This is a genomic window from Saccharopolyspora tripterygii (assembly GCF_054778355.1).
Genome location: NZ_BAAGZP010000008.1, coordinates 163,606 through 180,765, shown reverse-complemented (window position 1 = coordinate 180,765; position 17,160 = coordinate 163,606). Strand labels below are relative to the sequence as shown.

Genomic DNA, 17,160 nt, shown 5'->3' with positions numbered 1-17,160 from the left:
GCGCGGCGATCGGAGCAGCGCTCGGCGAATACCCGTCACCGGTGTTCCCAGAGGTGCGCGCGTTCCGAAGACTCCTGGTCCTCCGAGACGATCAGGAGGCGCCATGCGCCGTCGTGCCCTCGCCCTGCTCGCATCCACCGCATGCCTGACGGCCTTCTCAGCACCGGCCCACGCCGCACCTCCCGCTGATCCGCTGGAGTTCCTGAAGTCGATCTCCGGCAACAACGTGCTCTCCGGTCAGCACAACAAGGAACCGCTGTCGGACCCGACGCGGTGGACGCAGAAGATCCACGACATCACCGGGGACTACCCGGGCCTGTGGGGCGGCGACTTCCTGTTCGCCGAGTCCGACGTGCAGCAGCGCCAGAACCTCGTCGACGAGGCCATCAACCAGTGGAACAACGGCGCCCTCGTGACCCTGACCTGGCACGTCTGCCCTCCCACTCAGGGATCGTCGTGCGGCTGGGAGGACGGCGTGATGAGCGAGCTGTCCGACGAGCAGTGGGCGCAGCTGATCACCGACGGCACCGAGCTCAACCGCGCTTGGCGGGCACGAATCGACGAAGCGGTGCCCTACCTGCGGCAACTCCAGGACGCCGGGGTGCGGGTGCTGTGGCGGCCGCTGCACGAGATCAACGACGGCTGGTCCTGGTGGGGCGGGCGCCCGGGCCCCGACGGCAGCGCGGCGCTGTATCGGATCACCCACGAGCACCTCGACCAGCAGGGGCTGACGAACCTGGTGTGGAACTGGAACGTCAAGGACTCCAGCATCGCCGGGCTGCACGACTACTGGCCCAGCGACGACCAGGTCGACGTCGCCAGCATCGACGTCTGGGAGAAGGCCGCGCCGTCCCAGGCCGACTACGACGCGATGAAGCAGGTCGCGGCCGGCCGACCGATCGCGTTGGGCGAGGTGGGCAGGGTCCCGGCGCCCGAGCTCCTCGACGCCCAGCCGGAGTGGTCGTACTTCATGCTCTGGGCCGAGTACCTCGACCAGAACGATCCTGCGGAGATCCAGCGGACCTACTGGGACGACCGGGTCCTCGTCCTCGATGAGATGCAGGGTTGATCGGGTCCTGATCAGCGGTTTCGGACCCCGGCCGCGACGGCGGGAGCGGGGCGCGAACGGCCCCGGAAATTGGAAAGCCCCGCGATGCTGCCAGGTCGGGGGTCCGACAGCACCGCGGGGTCATCATGAATATCGACACCCACCCTGAGTTCGTTACACATGACGGTTGGTGTGTTTCAGGTCACTTCACATCACCCGTGCTGGCGACCCCGCGCGACCACACCCGCACGCGGGGTGCCGATCACGGGACCCCTAACCCCGTATTCCGAAATATAGGGCCAGGGAAATACAGCTCTAGATTCCTCGATGAAGAGTGGGGGCGCCTCACCCGTGGGCAGTTTTGGTCCGAATTGCCCATGATCAATGTCCGTTTCGCCCGGACAATTCGGACCAAAACTGCCCTCGGCCTAGTCCTGGGTGAGGAGGTAGCGGCCGAAGTGGGGGACCGTGAACGCGATCTGGCCTCGCTCGCCGGAGTAGACGAGCCCCTTCTTGATCAGCGCGTCCCGTGCGGGCGACAACGAGGACGGACGTCGCTCCAGGTACTCCGCGATCCTGGCCGTGGGCGCCGGTTCGTCCTTGCCCTCGACGAGCTCGGCCATCGCGCGCAGGTACTCGCGCTCGGCGGGCGTCGCTCGTTCGTAGCGCGACCCGAAGAACCCGACCGCCAGCTCCGACTCGGCTTCCGGGGCGGCGAGCCGGACGTCCTCCTCGGCGATCTCGGTGCGCACGGCCGCGTCCCAGGTCGCCTTCCCGTAGGCCTGCACGAAGTACGGGTAACCGCCGGACACCGTGAACAGCGTGTCGAGGGCGGCCGGGGTGATCTCGGCTTCCTCCCGCTCTATCGGGGCGATCACCGCGCGGTCGGCGTCGGAGCGGTCCAGCCGGTCGATCCGGACGTAGCGGAACAACCGCTCCGAGTAGGACTTGCTGGCCGACAGGACCGCGGGCACGTGCGGCAGGCCCGCGCCGACGACGACCAGCGGCGCACCCGACTGGGAGAGCTCGTGGCACGCGGCGCACAGCGCGGAGACGTCCTCGGCCTGCACGTCCTGCATCTCGTCGAGCAGCAGCGCGATGCCGGTCCCGACATCGGCCGCCAGGTCCGCGACCTCGGTGAACAGCTCGACGAGGTCGATCTCGATGTCGCCGGAGTCGGCTCGCCCCACGGCCGCGGGCACGTCGATGCCCGGTTGCCAGCGGTCGCGGAGCTTCGCGTCGTTCGGGTTGGCCTTCAGGGCGAAGGCCTTCAGCACGGCCAGGACCTCCTCGACCCGGTCCGGCGCGCGGTGGCGGACCGCCAGGTCGCGGATCGCGCGGTGCAGGGCGGCGGACAGCGGCCGGCGCAGGCCCGCTTCCGGGCGCGCCTCGACCTTGCCCGCGCCCCAGCCGCGCCGGACCGCCATCGAGCGCAGCTCGCCGAGCAGTACCGTCTTGCCGACGCCGCGCAGTCCGGTCAGCACCAGGCTCCGTTCCGGACGACCTCGGGAGACGCGTTCCAGCACGACCTCGAAGGCGTCCAGTTCGCGGGTGCGTCCGGCCAGCTCGGGCGGTCGCTGTCCGGCGCCGGGGGCGAAGGGGTTGCGAACCGGGTCCATAACCGTCGGACTGTATCCGCGTTTCTAGCTCAGATTCGATACTTGGCGAGATTCCGGTAGGGCGTTTCGCCTCCGCCGATGCCGCGATCCTGTTTGCTCGCGGTGTATCCCGCTGTATAGCGATACAGCTAGATAGGAAGATACGGCGCGATGCGCATGCGAAAGCCCCGGTGACGGGGGCACCGGGGCTTTCGAATCAGACCGCGCGTCAGCGCTCGACGATCGCGGTGAGGCCCTGACCGCCTGCGGCGCAGATCGAGATCAGGCCCTTGCCCTTGCCCTTCTCCGAAAGGATCTTGGCGAGGGTGGCCACGATGCGGCCGCCGGTCGCGGCGAACGGGTGGCCCGCGGCCAGCGAGGAGCCGTTGACGTTGAGCTTCTCGGTGTCGATCGAGCCCAGGACCTTGTCCCGGCCCAGGCGGTTCTTGCAGAAGTCCGGGTCCTCCCAGGCCTTCAGCGTCGAGAGCACCTGCGAGGCGAACGCCTCGTGGATCTCGTAGTAGTCGAAGTCGCCCAGCTGCAGCTTGTTGCGGTCCAGCAGCTTCGGCACCGCGTAGGCGGGGGCCATGAGCAGGCCCTCGTCACCGCTGACGTGGTCGACGGCGGCGGGCGCGACGTCCGACAGGTAGGCGAGCACCGGGATGTTGTTGGCCTTGGCCCACTCCTCGCTGGCCAGCAGCACCGTGGAGGCACCGTCGGTCAGCGGGGTCGAGTTGCCCGCGGTCATCGTGGCGCCCTCGCCCTTGCCGAAGACCGGCTGGAGCTTCGCGAGCTTCTCCACAGAGCTGCCCGGGCGCAGGTTCTGGTCCTTGGCCACGCCCTGGAACGAGGTGAGCAGGTCGTCGAAGAAGCCGCGGTCGTAGGCGGCGGCGAGCCGGTGGTGGCTGCGCGCGGCCAGCTCGTCCTGCGCTTCCCGGGTGATCTCCCAGGCCAGAGCCGTCTTGGCGGCGTGCTCGCCCATGGACAGCCCGGTGCGCGGCTCGGAGTTCTGCGGGATCTCCGGCACCACGTGCTGCGGACGAGCGCCGGCCAGCGCCTTGATCTTGGCCCCGGTGCTCTTGGCGTGGTTGGCCTTGAGCAGCACCCGGCGGAAGTCATCGTTGACCGCGATGGGCGCGTCGCTGGCGGAGTCGACGCCGCCGCCGATGCCGACCTCGATCTGCCCGAGGGCGATCTTGTTGGCGATGGAGGTGATCGCTTCGAGCCCGGTCGCGCAGGCCATCTGCACGTCGTGGGCGGGGGTCCGCGGGTCGAGCTTGGAACCCAGCACGGTCTCGCGCGCGAGGTTGAAGTCGCGGCTGTGCTTGAGCACTGCGCCTGCGACGAACTCGTCTACCGTCTTGTCCGAGAGACCGAAGCGGGCGACGAGTCCGTCGAGCGCTGCGGTCAGCATGTCTTGGTTGGATGCGCGAGCGAAGGGGCCGCCGGATCGCGCGAACGGGATCCGATTGCCGCCGAGGATCGCGACTCGCCGAACGGTGGCCATGACTACTCCCTCGTTGCTGGTTCGTTCCTGGCCAATCTAACCTACCCGTGGGTAGGTTAGCCGTCGAGTGACCGTGCGACTTCGTGTCCGAACCCTCATGAACCGCCTCCTCGGGAGAATCTGAAGATGTCCGATCGATACCAGCAGTTCACCCAGTCCGCGTTCGGGCGCCAGTTCGTCAAGAAGCTGGGGCTGCCCGACCCGACCCCGCTGCGCCGCTTCAAGCCCGGCGAGCCGCTGATCACCGGGCCGGTGCTGCTCGGCGGTTCGGGCCGGCTCGCCGACTCGCTGAACGCGACGTTGCAGGAGGTCGGCGCCGACGTCCGCAAGGAGCGCGCCGACGCCGACCGCTACGGCGCGCTGGTCTTCGACGCCACCGGCATCACCTCCAGCGAGGGCCTGCGGGCGCTCTACGACTTCTTCGCGCCCGCGATCCGGCAGATCGACCGCAGCGGTCGGCTGATCGTGCTGGGCACCCAGCCGGAGAGCCTGTCCGACCCGCGCGCCGCGACCGCCCAGCGGGCGCTGGAGGGCTTCACCCGCACGGCGGGCAAGGAGCTCAAGCGCGGCGCGACCGCCCAGCTGGTCTACGTCGCCGACGGTGCCGAGAAGGCCACCGACTCCACGCTGCGCTTCCTGCTGTCCGGCAAGTCCGCCTACGTGTCCGGCCAGGTCATCCGCATCGGCAAGGGCGACGTGCCGGAGATCGCCCAGGACCGCCCGCTGCAGGACAAGATCGCGCTGGTCACCGGTGCGTCCCGCGGCATCGGCGCGGCCATCGCCGAGACCCTGGCCCGCGACGGCGCGCACGTGGTGTGCCTGGACGTGCCCGCGCAGGGCGGCGAGCTCAGCGAGGTCGCCAACCGCATCGGCGGCTCGACGCTGCAGCTCGACATCACCGCCGCCGACGCGCCCGACAAGATCGCCGAGCACTTCAGCGAGCGCTACGACGGCCTGGACATCGTCGTGCACAACGCGGGCATCACCCGGGACAAGACGATCGGCCGGATGAGCGAGGCCCAGTGGGACTCGGTGCTCGCGGTGAACCTGTCCTCGCAGGAGCGGATCAACGACAAGCTCCTCGGCAAGGACTCCCCGCTGCGCGCCGGTGGCCGCATCATCTGCGTGTCGTCGATGAGCGGCATCGCCGGCAACGTCGGCCAGAGCAACTACGCCGCGTCCAAGGCGGGCGTGATCGGCCACGTGCAGTCCATCGCGCCGCTGGCCGCGAAGAAGGGCGCCACCATCAACGCGGTCGCGCCCGGCTTCATCGAGACCAAGATGACCGCCGCGATCCCGCTGTTCGTGCGGGAGGCCGGCCGCCGGATGAACAGCATGTCGCAGGGCGGGCTGCCGGTCGACGTCGCCGAGACCATCGCCTGGTACGCCAACCCCGCTTCGGCCGGCGTCAACGGCAACGTGGTCCGCGTCTGCGGGCAGAGCCTGCTCGGCGCCTGAGGTCAGGAGAGGACATGCCTGAGCTTTCCACCGCTCCGAGCCTGGGGCCGCTGTACCTCAAGGCCGCCGCGACGGGCCCGACCCGGCGCGGCGGCGAGCTGCCCGACACCGAGTACGTGCGGCGCGACATCGCCGTCGACCCGGTGGAGCTCGCCGAGTACAACCGGGTGTGCGGGTTCCGGCTGCGCGACGAGCTGCCGATCACCTACCCGCACATCCTGTCGTTCCCCGCGTCGGTCCAGCTGATGACCGACAAGGGGTTCCCGTTCCCGCTGGTCGGTCTGGTGCACGTGGCCAACCGGATCCAGCAGGACCGGCCGCTGCTGGTCACCGACGTGCTGACGCAGTCGGTCCGGGTCGCCGACCTGCGCCCACACCCGAAGGGCAAGCAGTTCGACGTGGTCACCGAGACCAGCGCGGGCGGCGAGGTGGTGTGGCGCGAGACCAGCACCTACCTGCGGGTGGGCAAGCGGGACGAGAGCGCGCCGCAGAAGGAGCGCCGCGAGATCGAACCGGGTGCCGCTTCCGGGACCTGGCGGATCCCCGCCGACATCGGCCGCGAGTACGCGGCGGTGTCCGGCGACCGCAACCCGATCCACCTGCACCCGCTGACGGCCAAGGCCTTCGGATTCCCGAAGGCCATCGCGCACGGCATGTGGTCCAAGGCCCGCTGCCTCGCGGCCCTCGAAGGGCGGCTGCCGGACGCGTTCACCGTGGACGTCGACTTCGCCAAGCCCTTGCTGCTGCCGTCGAAGGCCGACTTCACGATGCGCCGGGCGGGCACCGGCTGGGACTTCGCGCTGCACTCCCGGTCCGGGAAGCCCCACCTCACGGGCTCCGTCACGGCCTGACGCGACTCACCCGCAACGCGAAGACCGCGGCTCTCCCACGTGCGAGAGCCGCGGTTTTTCGTCTTCGCTGTGGTCAGGAGCCCGTGGAGTCCCCGGTCCGGGGCACCGGCGCGGACGGGAACCAGGAGCGGCCCTCGACGAGCTCGCCGAAGCCGAGCCAGAGCATGTTCATCAGGCGCATGGCCATGCCCTCGGCGGTGAACTCGGGGTGCTGGAACCACCACTCGACGAGCGCTTCACCCGCTCCGACCAGGGCCGCCGCGAAGGGCTCGGTCTGCTCGGACTGCATCGGCTGCGGCTGGTTCGTGGTGGCCTCGGCGAGCAGCGCCGCGATCAGCTCGGTGGCGCGCTCCCGCCACTCGGAGAGCTCCTGGACGTAGGGCTCGCCCGGCACATCGCCCTGGCGGTGCAGCAGCTGCCAGCCCGCCTGGTTCTCGTGCACGTAGGAGAAGAACATGTGCAGCCGGTGCCAGAGCTGGTCCGCCGGGGTCAGGTCGGTCCCGATGTCGGCGCCGATGGCCTCGACCAGCTTGGTGGCCTCGCGACGGACGCAGGCGATGAACAGCTCGTCCTTGGCGCCGAGGTAGGCGTAGAGCATCGGCTTGGAGATGCTCGCCGTCTCCGCGATCTCGTCCATCGATGCGTTGTGGAAGCCGTGCTTGGCGAACACCTCCACGGCGGCGTCGAGGATCTGCCGTTCACGCACAGCCCTGGGCAAACGCCGGGATCGGGGGCGCTCGCTGTCCCGATGATCTTCCATCTCACCTCATACGCTGGTAATTCGCCTCAGGCTAGTGGAGACGGGCCAGGCTCCGGAGGCTTGCCCACCAACCTACTCGCCCGTAGTCTTACTCCCCAGTAGGCAATGGAGGTGGCAGCGTTGCCGCAGTCCCCGATCGACCCGATCACCGCGCTCGCCGAGATCGACCCCCGTCGTCTCGACAAGGCCGAGCTGGTCGAGATGCTGCACGCCGCCTCCAACGCCGCCGAGCAGGGACTGGACCTCAGCACCCTCAGCGCTGAGCGTTTCGCACAACTGATCTCGCGCGCGTCGACCGAACAGCTCAAGGCCGTGCTCTCCCGCCCCGAGCTGAGCGAGAGCATCATCGACGAGATCTTCCGCCGCATGAGCAGGCACTACCAGCCGGAGAACGCCAAGCGCCGCCACGCGGTGGTGAACTGGCGGATCGGCAAGGACGACGACCTGCTGCACTACGAGTGCGCGCTCGACGAGCGCGGCTGCCAGGTCACCAAGGGCTCCCAGAACGAGGCCGGGACGGTCACGATCACCATGAGCCCGCTCGACTTCGTGCAGCTGACCTCGGGGAACACCACAGCGCCGAAGCTGGTCATGGCGCGGCGGGTCAGGCTCGCGGGCGACATCGGGTTCGCGGTCAACCTGCCCAAGCTCTTCCAGATCCCGAAGGCGTGAATCGCACCACCGGACACCGGGTCGCCGGTCAGCCCCCCACGACGACCCGGTCCCAGGCGAACGGACCGCGCTCGGCGACTTCAGCGGAGCCCGGTCCGTTCGCGGTCTTCCCAGAAGCGAATCAACGTGATCCCTGGGTTAACCGCAGGTCAGTGGCATATGACACGGTGCGGAATTGCACAACGGCTACCGATGTTGTGCACGGAGAGGGCACTATGCGCCCTGGCGGATGTGTGAGATCGATTCATCGAGCCGGATCGTGATCGTTGCTGCACCATGTGCGTGGGCAGGGTGCAACAGCCTGGTCCGATTGGATGAACTGCGGGTCGTCGCGTCAGGATGAGCGGCGGCACGCGTCCCACCGATGAGCGAAGGGCTTGGTCCCTTCGGCCCATCGACGAGCTCCGCGGGGAGAGCTCGGCTCGGCCAACGCTTCGATGACGAACGGGAGGGCGAAGCGGTGAAGAACGTGACGACCCCAGAGGTGGAGACACCGATCTTCCGGGAGCTCAACAAGGAGCTCGGCGAACTGCCGGAGATCGACATCCACGACTTCGACAAGCACGCGTTCGACTTTCTCCGCGAGTACGACGAGCAGAAGTCCCAGGAACCCGAGCAGGACGCCTCGGCGGAGGCGGCGGAACCCGTCGCCGTGTCGGCAGGCTCCGCAGCGTCGGGATCAGGCACTTCGAGCTCCGGTGCTTCCGGATCCCGCCGCGGCGGACGCCGCCGCAAGGGGAACTGAGCAGACTTGGCCGAACGGCCCGCACCGCATCCGGGGGGATCGCGCTGCGGGCCATTCGTCTGTCCGGACACCGTCGTCAGTGCCCTCTGCCACTCTGACCGGCATGACCGGATGGCAGGAATTCGCTGATCGAGAGCCCGAGCTGGCCGCCGCGGCCCGCGCACGGCTGGAGTCGGCCAGGCACCACGTGCTGGCGACGCTGCGCGTGGACGGCGCGCCGCGGGTCAGCGGCACGGAGGTCGCCTGGTACGGCGGTGAGCTGACCCTCGGCTCGATGCCCGGCGCCCGCAAGGCCCGCGACCTGCAGCGGGACGGGCGCTTCGCGCTGCACACCAACCCCGGTGACGGCACGATGGCCGACCCCGACGTCAAGATCGCCGGCGTGGCCACCGAGGTCACCGGGGACGAGCAGGCCGCGTGGGTGACCGAGGTCCAGCCGCCGCAGTCCGACGCGCACCTCTTCCGCTGCGCGATCACCGAGGTCGTCACGACGGAGGTCGCCGACGACCAGACCCACCTGGTGATCACCTCGTGGACCCCTGAACTGGGAGTCCGAACCTTCAAGCGCGCGTGAGGGGCGCCCCCGGGATCCGGGGGCGCCCCTGCGCCGTGCCTCAGTAGGTGAACGCCATGCTCGGGTTCGCCAGCAGCGCGCCGACGTCGGCGAGGTACTGAGAACCCTGCTGGCCGTCGACCACGCGGTGGTCGAAGCTCAGCGCCAGCTGGCACACCTTGCGCGGCACCACCTGGCCGTCGACCACCCAGGGCATGTCGCGGATCGCGCCGAACGCGAGGATCGCGGACTCCCCGGGGTTGATGATCGGCGTGCCGGTGTCGACGCCGAAGACGCCGACGTTGGTGATGGTGATCGTGCCGCCGATCATGTCCGCCGGGGCCGTCTTGCCGTCCCGGGCGGTGTTGGTCAACTGCTCCAGCGATTCGGCCAGCTCCCGCAGGGACATCCGGTCGGCGTCGCGGACCTTGGGCACCACCAGGCCGCGCGGCGTGGCCGCCGCGACCCCGAGGTGCACGTAGTCCTTGTAGACGATCTCGCCGGCCGCCTCATCCCAGGTCGCGTTGACGTCCGGGGTCCGGCGGGCGGCCAGGCACATGGCCTTGGCCGCGAACGCCAGCGGCGTGATCTTCACGCCGCGCAGCGCCGGGTCCGACTTGAGCTGCTCGCGCAGCTCCATCATCGGCGTGACGTCGACCGTCAGGAACTCGGTGACGTGCGGCGCGGTGAACGCGCTCTCCACCATGGCCTGCGCGGTCGCCTTCCGGACGCCCTTGATCGGCACCCGCCGCTCGCGGTCACCGGACGGAACGGCCGCCGGAGCGGTGGTCGGAGACCCGGCCGGAGCGGCCGCGGACTCCACGTCCTCGCGGGTGATCACCCCGCCCGTGCCCGAGCCGGCGAGCGAGCGCAGGTCCACGCCGAGGCCCTTGGCGAGCTTCCGGACCGGCGGCTTGGCCAGCGGGACCTGCCCGACGACCTCCTGGACCTGCGGTTTCCGCGGTTCCGGAGGCGCGGCGACGGTGGCCACGGCCGTGCCGTTGGACTCCGTGCCGCCGGTGGCCGCGTGCCGGCCCTTGCGCGGACGCCGCTTGGCCGAGGCGGTCCGCGGGCCGTAGCCGACCAGCGTGGCGATCCGGCCGTTGGCCTCCTCGCCGATCTTGCCGGAGCTCGCGTCCGGCTCCGGTTCCGGCTCGGCGGCACCGGCCATCTCGATGTTGATGATCGGCGTGCCGACCTCGACCGTCTGGCCGGGCTCCACCAGCAGTTCGCGGATCGTGCCCGCCCACGGGCAGGGCAGCTCCACGGAGGCCTTGGCCGTCTCGATCTCCACGATCACCTGGTTGACCGTGACGTTCTCACCCGGCTGCACCTTCCAGCCGACGATCTCCGCCTCGGTCAGCCCCTCGCCGACGTCGGGCAGGGGGAAACTCTTGAGCGCCATCGATGAACTCCCCTCAGTACGCCAGCGAACGGTCGACGACGTCCAGCACCCGGTCGAGGTCGGGCAGGAAGCCCTCCTCCAACTTCGACGGCGGGTAGGGCGCGTCGAACCCGGTCGCCCGCAGCACCGGGGCCTCCAGCGAGTAGAAGCACTCCTGCTGCACCCGGCTGGCGATCTCAGAGGTCACCGACGACTCCGACGGCGCCTCGCTGACCAGCACCAACCGGCCGGTGCGCCGCACCGACTCGAACACCGGCCCCAGGTCCAGCGGGGACAGCGCGCGCAGGTCCACGACCTCCAGGTCCAGCCCGTCCTCGGCAGCCGCTGTGGCCGCGTCGAGGCAGGTGCGCACCATCGGGCCGTAGGCCGCGACGGTCACCGCCGAACCGGAGCGCACGACCCGGGAGCTCAGCAGCGGCAGCGGGTCGATGGTGGTGTCGAGCTCGGCCTTCTCGTAGTAGCGGCGCTTGGGCTCGAAGAACAGCACCGGGTCGTCGGACTCGATGGCCTGCTGCAGCATCCAGTAGGCGTCCACCGGGTTCGAGCAGGACACCACCTTCAGGCCCGCGATGTGCGCGAACAGCGATTCCGGCGACTCCGAGTGGTGCTCGACCGCGCCGATGCCGCCGCCGAAGGGGACCCGGATGACGATCGGCACCTTGACCTTGCCCTGGCTGCGGAAGTGCAGCTTGGCGAGCTGGCTGATGATCTGGTCGAAGCCGGGGAAGATGAAGCCGTCGAACTGGATCTCGCACACCGGCCGGTAGCCGCGGATCGCCAGGCCGATCGCGGTGCCGATGATCCCGGACTCGGCCAGCGGGGTGTCGAGCACCCGGTGCTCGCCGAAGTCCTTCTGCAGGCCGTCGGTGATCCGGAAGACGCCGCCGAGCTTGCCGACGTCCTCACCCATGATCAGGACCTTCGGGTCGCGCTCCAGCGAGGCGCGCAGGCCCATGTTCAGCGCCTTGGCGATGGTGACGGTCTGGGTTCCCGGCGCGGTGGTCGGGCGTTCGAGAGCGGGCGCGGCCATCAGTGCGCACCTCCTGCCATCGCGTCGGCGCCGGCGGTCTCGTCGGCGAATCCGGCCAGGTAGCGCAGGTGGTCCTCGCGCTGCGCGGCGATCTGCGGGGTTTCCTCCGCGTAGACCTGGGAGAACATCCGCTCCGGCGGCGGTTCGGGCATGGTGAAGCAGAACTCGCGGAACCTCGCCGCGAGCTCGTCGGCCTCGGCATCGATGGAGTCGAAGAACTCCTGGTCGGCGGCGTGCTCGCGGATCAGGTGCACCCGCAGGCGCTCGATCGGGTCCTTGAGCTTCCAGGCCTCGTGCTCGTCCGACATCCGGTAGCGGGTCGGGTCGTCGGAGGTGGTGTGGGCGTCCATCCGGTAGGTGAACGCCTCGATGAGCACCGGGCCGTTTCCGCTGCGGCACTCGTCCATCGCCCACTTCGAGACGGCGAGGCTGGCCAGCACGTCGTTGCCGTCCACCCGGATCCCGGGGAAGCCGTACCCGCTGGCGCGCTGGTAGAGCGGTACTCGGGTCTGGCGCTCCAGGGGCTCGGAGATCGCCCACTGGTTGTTCTGGCAGAAGAAGACGACCGGCGAGTCGTAGACCGCCGACCACACCATGGCCTCGTGGACGTCGCCCTGGCTGGTGGCCCCGTCACCGAAGAACACCATCGTGGCCTCGCCGTCGGGGTCGCCGACCTTGCCGTCGAAGCGCTGTCCCATGGCGTAGCCGGTGGCGTTGAGGCACTGGTTGCCGATGACGATCGTGTACAGGTGGAACCCGGTGCTCGCGGGCTCCCAGCTGCCGTGGTCGGTCCCTCGGAAGATCCCCAGCAGTTCGGTGGGGTCGATGCCGCGGGTCCAGGCCACGCCGTGCTCCCGATAGCTCGGGAAGGCCATGTCCTGGGGCTTCAGCGCCCTGCCCGCCCCGATCTGGGCGGCCTCCTGGCCGAGCAGCGGCACCCAGATGCCGAGCTGGCCCTGGCGCTGCAGCGCGTTCCCCTCCCGGTCGGCGCGGCGAACCAGCACCATGTCGCGGTACAGGCCGCGCAGCTGCTCGGGGGAGATGTCGATGTCGAATTCCGGGTGCTGGACCCGCTGGCCTTCTGGGGTGAGGAGCTGAACGAGGTCAGCCCCGCCTTCACTCGTCGCGCGCAAACCGGCGATCACCTGTTCCCGTGTGGGCTTGGCTGCGGTTGCGGCAGGGAGGTCGCTGGGGTTCGCGGGCGGATTGTCTGAAGAGGACGTCCATTTCTCGGGGGACATGTGTGATCTCCTCGTCTCGCGCCGACGGCCACCGCTTGTGGCGGTGGTGACCGGCTTGCCCCGCCGGCCTGCCGCAGACCTGGTGGGTCACCCGGTCAGCCCAGCGGAGCGGTGGATCGCTCCTCGTCATCCTGGCACGAAAACCACGTGGTCCGTGAGCCCTGCCACAGGGAGTGGATCGGTTCAGCGGTGAGCGATCGACTCCCGTGAGATCACGTTAGTTCTTCTGTGGACGAAGCGAATTCGCAGGTCATCGAATTAATGGACGCCCAACTAACGACTTCCTGACCATTGCGGTACCGATATTGGGGAGGTGGGTCCTCGGGTTGCGCAAATACGACAACACCCACCCCGGTGACGCCTGCCCCGAACGGACCAGCGGCGGGCGCACGAGTTGACCTGACAAACGTCACTAGCTGCGACGAACCCGCGCCCTCGCGCCCGGTCGGGTGCCAGACTCCTGACATGACCACCTTGAGCCTGCCCGAGGAGTTCGTGCTGCTCCTGCACAAGCCCAACGGCTCGTACTACGCCTCCTCGAACCACGTCGGCGCCGCCGAACTGGGCGAGCTGGTGCTCGCCGGCCGCATCGGCATCGAGGACAAGAAGCTCCGCGTGCTCGACGCCGAGCCCAGCGGCACCCCTTGGATCGACGAGGGAATCGCGCTGATCAGCCGCAAGGCCGGGGCGAAGAACAAGCCCGTGCCCGCGACGACCTACATCCAGAGCCGGGGCCCGGCTCGCAAGCAGCACGCCGAAGCGCTCGCCGCGCGCGGGCTCGTGCAGCACGAGCGCAAGAAGTGGCTGTTGTTCACCAGCGACTCCTACACGCCCGACCCCGGCACGCGGGACGCGCTGATCGCCCGCGTCCGGGCCGCGGCGCGCAACGAGGTCGAGCTCGACGAACGCCTCGCGCTGCTGGCCGCGCTGGTGCACGCCACCGGGCTGCACGCGCACTTCGGCCTGGACAGGGCGGAGCGCAAGCGGCTCAAGGAGATCAGCAAGGGCGAGCAGCTGGGTGCGGCCGTCCGCGACGTGATCGCGCAGACCACGGCCGTGATCGCGGTGACCGCCGCGGTCACCGCCAGCGCCGGCACCGCGGGCGGCTGACGGCATCCCGCCACTCGACCGGCGAGGCCCGGACATCTCCGGGTACCGGGCATAGGATCGCGACCGTGGATCGAGCTGCTGTTTCCAAGACCGTTGACCAGGCGTGGGACGAGGCGATTCTGCCGAGTCTCTCCGATCTGGTGAGGATTCCCGCGGTGTCGCCGTCGTTCGACGCCGACTGGGAGAACACCGGATACCTCGACGCCGCCATCGAGCACGTGCGCGCCTGGATCGACGGCCGCGGGATCGACGGCGCCGAGATCGACGTCGTGAGGCTCCCCGGGCGGACCCCGCTGCTGCTGGTGGACGTGCCGGGCTCGCCCGGTGCACCGGACGAGTCGGTGCTGCTCTACGGCCACCTCGACAAGCAGCCGCCGGTCGGCGGCTGGTCCGAGGGCCTGGGCCCGTGGACGCCGGTGGTCCGCGACGGCAAGCTCTACGGCCGCGGCGCCGCCGACGACGGCTACGCCGGGTACGCGGCGGTCACCGCGATCGAAGCGGTCCGCGCGCACGGTGGCGCGCACGCGCGCTGCGTCGTGCTGCTGGAGACCGGTGAGGAATCCGGCAGCCCCGACCTGCCCGCCTACCTGGAGCACCTGCGCGACCGGCTCGGCGCCGTGTCGCTGGTGGTGTGCCTGGACTCCGGCGCGGGCGACTACCAGCGGATGTGGCTGACCAACTCGCTGCGCGGAATGGTGCAGCTGGAGGTCGAGGTGCAGGTCCTCGACTCCGGGCTGCACTCCGGCATCGCCAGCGGCATCGTGCCCAGCTCGTTCCGGATCATCCGGCAGCTGCTGGACCGCATCGAGGACTCGGAGACGGGCGAGATCCTGCTGCCCGAGCTCAACGTGGACATCCCGGCGAACCGGATCGCCGAGACCCGGGCCGCCGTCGCCGCCGTCCCCGGCATGATCCGCGACTCCGTGCCGTGGCCCGAGGGCCTGCGCCCGGTCGACGAGGACGAGGTCGAGCTGGCGCTGAACAACTTCTGGCGTCCGACGCTGTCGGTGATCGGCGCGGACGGCCTGCCCAAGCCCGCCGACGCGGGCAACGTGCTGCGGCCGTCGACGACGCTGCAGCTGAGCTTCCGGTTGCCGCCCACCGCCGACCCCGAGACCGCGCTCGAAGCGGTGCAGCGGCGCCTGTCCGAGGACGTGCCCTACGGCGCCCGGATCAGGTTCGGGCACTCCGAGGCCGGCCTCGGCTGGAACGCCCCGGACCCCGCGTCCTGGCTCTCCGACGCCCTCAACACCGCAGGTGAGGAGATCTTCGGGGAGGAGTGGCGGACGATGGGCCTGGGCGGCTCGATCCCGTTCATGGGACTGCTGCACGAGGCCTACCCGGACGCCCAGTTCGTGGTCACCGGTGCGCTCGGCCCGGACAGCAACGCCCACGTCCCGGACGAGAGCCTCGATCTCGCCTTCGCCGCGAAGATCACCAGCGCCATCGCCTACGTCCTCGACGCGCACGCGACCCGGTGACCCTCGACGCGGCGCAGCCCGTCTCCGCCGCCCGGTCCGCCGTGGCCGCGTCCGGTGTGACCAAGCGGCACGGCAGGCGGACGGTGCTGCGCGGCGTCGACCTGGAGATCCACCCCGGTGAGGTCGTCGGCGTCCTCGGCGCCAACGGGACCGGGAAGTCGACCTTGCTGCGGATCCTGGCCGGGGTGTCATGGCCGTCCGCGGGCGCTGTCCGGACCGCGCCGCGCGTCGGCCACGTGCCGGACAGGTTCCCGGCCCAGCAGCGGATGAGCGCTCGCGCCTATCTCAGGCACCTCGGCAGGATCAGCGGTCTGACCAGCGCTGATGCCGACGATCGGGCTGCTCGCTGGGTGGCGCGGTTCGCGCTGGCAGGTGGTCCGGACACACCGCTGCGGGACCTGTCCAAGGGCAACGCGCAGAAGGTGGCGCTCGCCCAGGCGCTGCTCGCCGACCCGGAGCTGCTCGTGCTCGACGAACCGTGGTCGGGGCTGGACGCCGAGACGCGTCCGGTGCTCTCCGAGGTCATCGCCGAGGTGGCGGCCGATGGCGCGGCCGTCGTGTTCACCGATCACCGGCCGGACCTCGTCCGCGCCACCGCGACCCGGTCCTACCGGCTGACCGGCGGGCGGCTCGCCGAGCTCGAAGCGGGACTCGCGCTGTGCCGGATCGTGCTGCACGGCGGCCGGGACGTGGACTGGGCCGCGCACGACGGCGTGGTCGGCGTCCGGCACGGCCGGAACGTGGACCTCGACGTGGACCTCGCCCGGCGGGAGACCGTGCTGGCGGAGGCGATCGAGCTGGGCTGCGCGGTGATCGCGGTGGATTCAGCGGGCAGGTCCCGTTGATCGCGCTGATCCGCTACCAGTTCGCCGAGCTCGGCCACTCCCAGCGCTACCTGCCGCCGGTGCTGGTCCACCTGGGAGTGCTGGCCGTCATGAGCAGCGCGAACCAAGGACCCGCGCTCCCCGGATACGCGGTGACGGCCGCGTCCTCGCTGCTGGTGTCCGGGTGGTTGATCATCGCGCTGACCGGGATCTCGAGCCCGGAGCAGCGCGCGATCGTCGTCGCGCACGCGGGCTCGTTCACCCGCGTGCTGATCAGCATGGTGCTGACCGTCCTGACCTGCTCGGCAGGGCTCGCGGTGCTGGCGGTGGGCTGGGGCGCCGTCACGCACGGCGCCGACGTCCCACCGGCCACGCTCGCCCTGGGAGTCCTCGTCCACCTGATCTGCTCACTCTTCGGCATCGCCGTGGCGCTGCCGTGCTCGCCCCTGGTGATCCCCCGCATCGGATACACCCTGGTCGCGGCGGTGGTCCTGCTGACGGTGGCGCTGCTGGCGAAGTGGGTACCCCTCGCGTTCCCACTGCTGCTCGCCCTCGGCGCCGACACCGCACCCCCTGCGGTGCTCGCGCAGGCCGCTCTCACGGCAGTGCTGCTGCTGGTCCTGACCACGGCGTTCACCGCGTGGCGTCAGGACTTCGGGATGAGGACCCAGAGCACGAGGTAGACCACGAACTGCGGTCCGGGCAGGAGGCAGGACAGCAGGAACAGGACGCGCACCGTGGTCGGCTTCATGTCGAAGCGCCGCGCCAGCCCGGCGCAGACGCCGGCGATCATCGCCTGGTCGTGGGGACGTTGCAGGGCGGTCTTCTGGTAGGTCGTCATGCATCAAGGATGCGTCCCGGGCGTCCGCCGAACCTC

At 70.0% G+C, this 17,160-nt stretch carries 17 protein-coding genes; 10 read left to right on the top strand and 7 right to left on the bottom strand.

All coding sequences use genetic code 11. The features are described 5' to 3' along the window. Window positions 1-103 precede the first annotated feature (103 nt). Complete coding sequence (locus tag ACYVF3_RS06260; RefSeq protein ID WP_461153238.1) at window positions 104-1,069, top strand: glycoside hydrolase family 26 protein; 966 nt, start codon at window positions 104-106, stop codon at window positions 1,067-1,069. A gap of 407 nt (window positions 1,070-1,476) precedes the next feature. Here ACYVF3_RS06260 and ACYVF3_RS06255 read toward each other — a convergent pair whose 3' ends face one another. Together ACYVF3_RS06255 and ACYVF3_RS06250 are read right to left on the bottom strand one after the other, a co-directional pair. Further along, entirely contained in the window at window positions 1,477-2,667 is a 1,191-nt protein-coding gene (locus ACYVF3_RS06255; RefSeq protein ID WP_145740770.1) for an AAA family ATPase, read from the bottom strand. A gap of 208 nt (window positions 2,668-2,875) precedes the next feature. Next, the gene (locus ACYVF3_RS06250; RefSeq protein WP_461153237.1) at window positions 2,876-4,153 is read right to left on the bottom strand and encodes an acetyl-CoA C-acetyltransferase; all 1,278 of its coding nucleotides are present in this window, start codon (window positions 4,151-4,153) and stop codon (window positions 2,876-2,878) included. Between the two features lie 126 nt (window positions 4,154-4,279). On the opposite strand from ACYVF3_RS06250, the gene ACYVF3_RS06245 reads away from it, so the two are divergent. Both ACYVF3_RS06245 and ACYVF3_RS06240 read left to right on the top strand, forming a co-directional pair. Beyond that, window positions 4,280-5,611 carry a 3-oxoacyl-ACP reductase gene (locus tag ACYVF3_RS06245; RefSeq protein WP_461153236.1) on the top strand — a complete coding sequence of 444 codons (1,332 nt, stop codon included), beginning with the start codon at window positions 4,280-4,282 and terminating at the stop codon, window positions 5,609-5,611. A 14-nt stretch (window positions 5,612-5,625) separates the two neighbouring features. Continuing rightward, window positions 5,626-6,462, top strand: coding sequence for a MaoC/PaaZ C-terminal domain-containing protein (locus ACYVF3_RS06240; protein ID WP_461153235.1), 837 nt, complete (start codon window positions 5,626-5,628; stop codon window positions 6,460-6,462). 73 nt (window positions 6,463-6,535) lie between these two features. Here ACYVF3_RS06240 and ACYVF3_RS06235 read toward each other — a convergent pair whose 3' ends face one another. Then, window positions 6,536-7,222: a TetR/AcrR family transcriptional regulator gene (locus ACYVF3_RS06235; RefSeq protein ID WP_461153234.1), complete on the bottom strand. Its 687-nt coding sequence runs from the start codon at window positions 7,220-7,222 to the stop codon at window positions 6,536-6,538. 120 nt (window positions 7,223-7,342) lie between these two features. Here ACYVF3_RS06235 and ACYVF3_RS06230 point away from each other — a divergent pair, with 120 nt between their 5' ends. The 3 genes from ACYVF3_RS06230 to ACYVF3_RS06220 all read left to right on the top strand — a co-directional run bounded on the left by ACYVF3_RS06230 (window position 7,343) and on the right by ACYVF3_RS06220 (window position 9,213). Then, on the top strand, window positions 7,343-7,894 hold the full coding sequence (locus ACYVF3_RS06230; RefSeq protein ID WP_461153233.1) for an SCP2 sterol-binding domain-containing protein: 552 nt from the start codon (window positions 7,343-7,345) through the stop codon (window positions 7,892-7,894). A gap of 469 nt (window positions 7,895-8,363) precedes the next feature. Then, window positions 8,364-8,639, top strand: a complete 276-nt coding sequence (locus ACYVF3_RS06225) for a hypothetical protein (protein ID WP_461153232.1) — start codon at window positions 8,364-8,366, stop codon at window positions 8,637-8,639. Between the two features lie 103 nt (window positions 8,640-8,742). Next, the gene (locus tag ACYVF3_RS06220; protein WP_461153231.1) at window positions 8,743-9,213 is read left to right on the top strand and encodes a pyridoxamine 5'-phosphate oxidase family protein; all 471 of its coding nucleotides are present in this window, start codon (window positions 8,743-8,745) and stop codon (window positions 9,211-9,213) included. 40 nt (window positions 9,214-9,253) lie between these two features. Here ACYVF3_RS06220 and ACYVF3_RS06215 read toward each other — a convergent pair whose 3' ends face one another. From ACYVF3_RS06215 to pdhA, 3 genes are read right to left on the bottom strand one after another with little or no spacing between them, the layout of a single operon-like run. Beyond that, complete coding sequence (locus ACYVF3_RS06215) at window positions 9,254-10,597, bottom strand: dihydrolipoamide acetyltransferase family protein (protein ID WP_461153230.1); 1,344 nt, start codon at window positions 10,595-10,597, stop codon at window positions 9,254-9,256. A 13-nt stretch (window positions 10,598-10,610) separates the two neighbouring features. Beyond that, window positions 10,611-11,627, bottom strand: coding sequence for an alpha-ketoacid dehydrogenase subunit beta (locus ACYVF3_RS06210; RefSeq protein WP_461153229.1), 1,017 nt, complete (start codon window positions 11,625-11,627; stop codon window positions 10,611-10,613). Continuing rightward, the gene (gene pdhA / locus ACYVF3_RS06205; protein WP_461153228.1) at window positions 11,627-12,868 is read right to left on the bottom strand and encodes a pyruvate dehydrogenase (acetyl-transferring) E1 component subunit alpha; all 1,242 of its coding nucleotides are present in this window, start codon (window positions 12,866-12,868) and stop codon (window positions 11,627-11,629) included. Before pdhA ends, ACYVF3_RS06210 begins: the two co-directional genes overlap by 1 nt. A 465-nt stretch (window positions 12,869-13,333) precedes the next feature. Here pdhA and ACYVF3_RS06200 point away from each other — a divergent pair, with 465 nt between their 5' ends. Genes ACYVF3_RS06200 through ACYVF3_RS06185 form a run of 4 tightly spaced genes read left to right on the top strand, consistent with a single transcriptional unit; the run spans window position 13,334 to window position 16,966 of the window. Next, entirely contained in the window at window positions 13,334-13,978 is a 645-nt protein-coding gene (locus ACYVF3_RS06200; RefSeq protein WP_461153227.1) for a GOLPH3/VPS74 family protein, read from the top strand. A 56-nt stretch (window positions 13,979-14,034) separates the two neighbouring features. Next, on the top strand, window positions 14,035-15,459 hold the full coding sequence (locus ACYVF3_RS06195; RefSeq protein WP_461153809.1) for a M20/M25/M40 family metallo-hydrolase: 1,425 nt from the start codon (window positions 14,035-14,037) through the stop codon (window positions 15,457-15,459). Next, a complete protein-coding gene (locus ACYVF3_RS06190; protein WP_461153226.1) occupies window positions 15,456-16,304 on the top strand; it encodes an ABC transporter ATP-binding protein in 849 nt (282 codons plus the stop codon). The genes ACYVF3_RS06195 and ACYVF3_RS06190 overlap by 4 nt, the downstream gene beginning before the upstream one ends. Beyond that, on the top strand, window positions 16,301-16,966 hold the full coding sequence (locus tag ACYVF3_RS06185) for a hypothetical protein (RefSeq protein ID WP_461153225.1): 666 nt from the start codon (window positions 16,301-16,303) through the stop codon (window positions 16,964-16,966). Before ACYVF3_RS06190 ends, ACYVF3_RS06185 begins: the two co-directional genes overlap by 4 nt. On the opposite strand, the gene ACYVF3_RS06180 is transcribed toward ACYVF3_RS06185, so the two are convergent. Beyond that, window positions 16,930-17,124, bottom strand: a complete 195-nt coding sequence (locus ACYVF3_RS06180) for a PspC domain-containing protein (RefSeq protein ID WP_461153224.1) — start codon at window positions 17,122-17,124, stop codon at window positions 16,930-16,932. The two genes, ACYVF3_RS06185 and ACYVF3_RS06180, sit on opposite strands and share 37 nt — an antisense overlap. Between the last annotated feature and the right edge of the window lie 36 nt (window positions 17,125-17,160).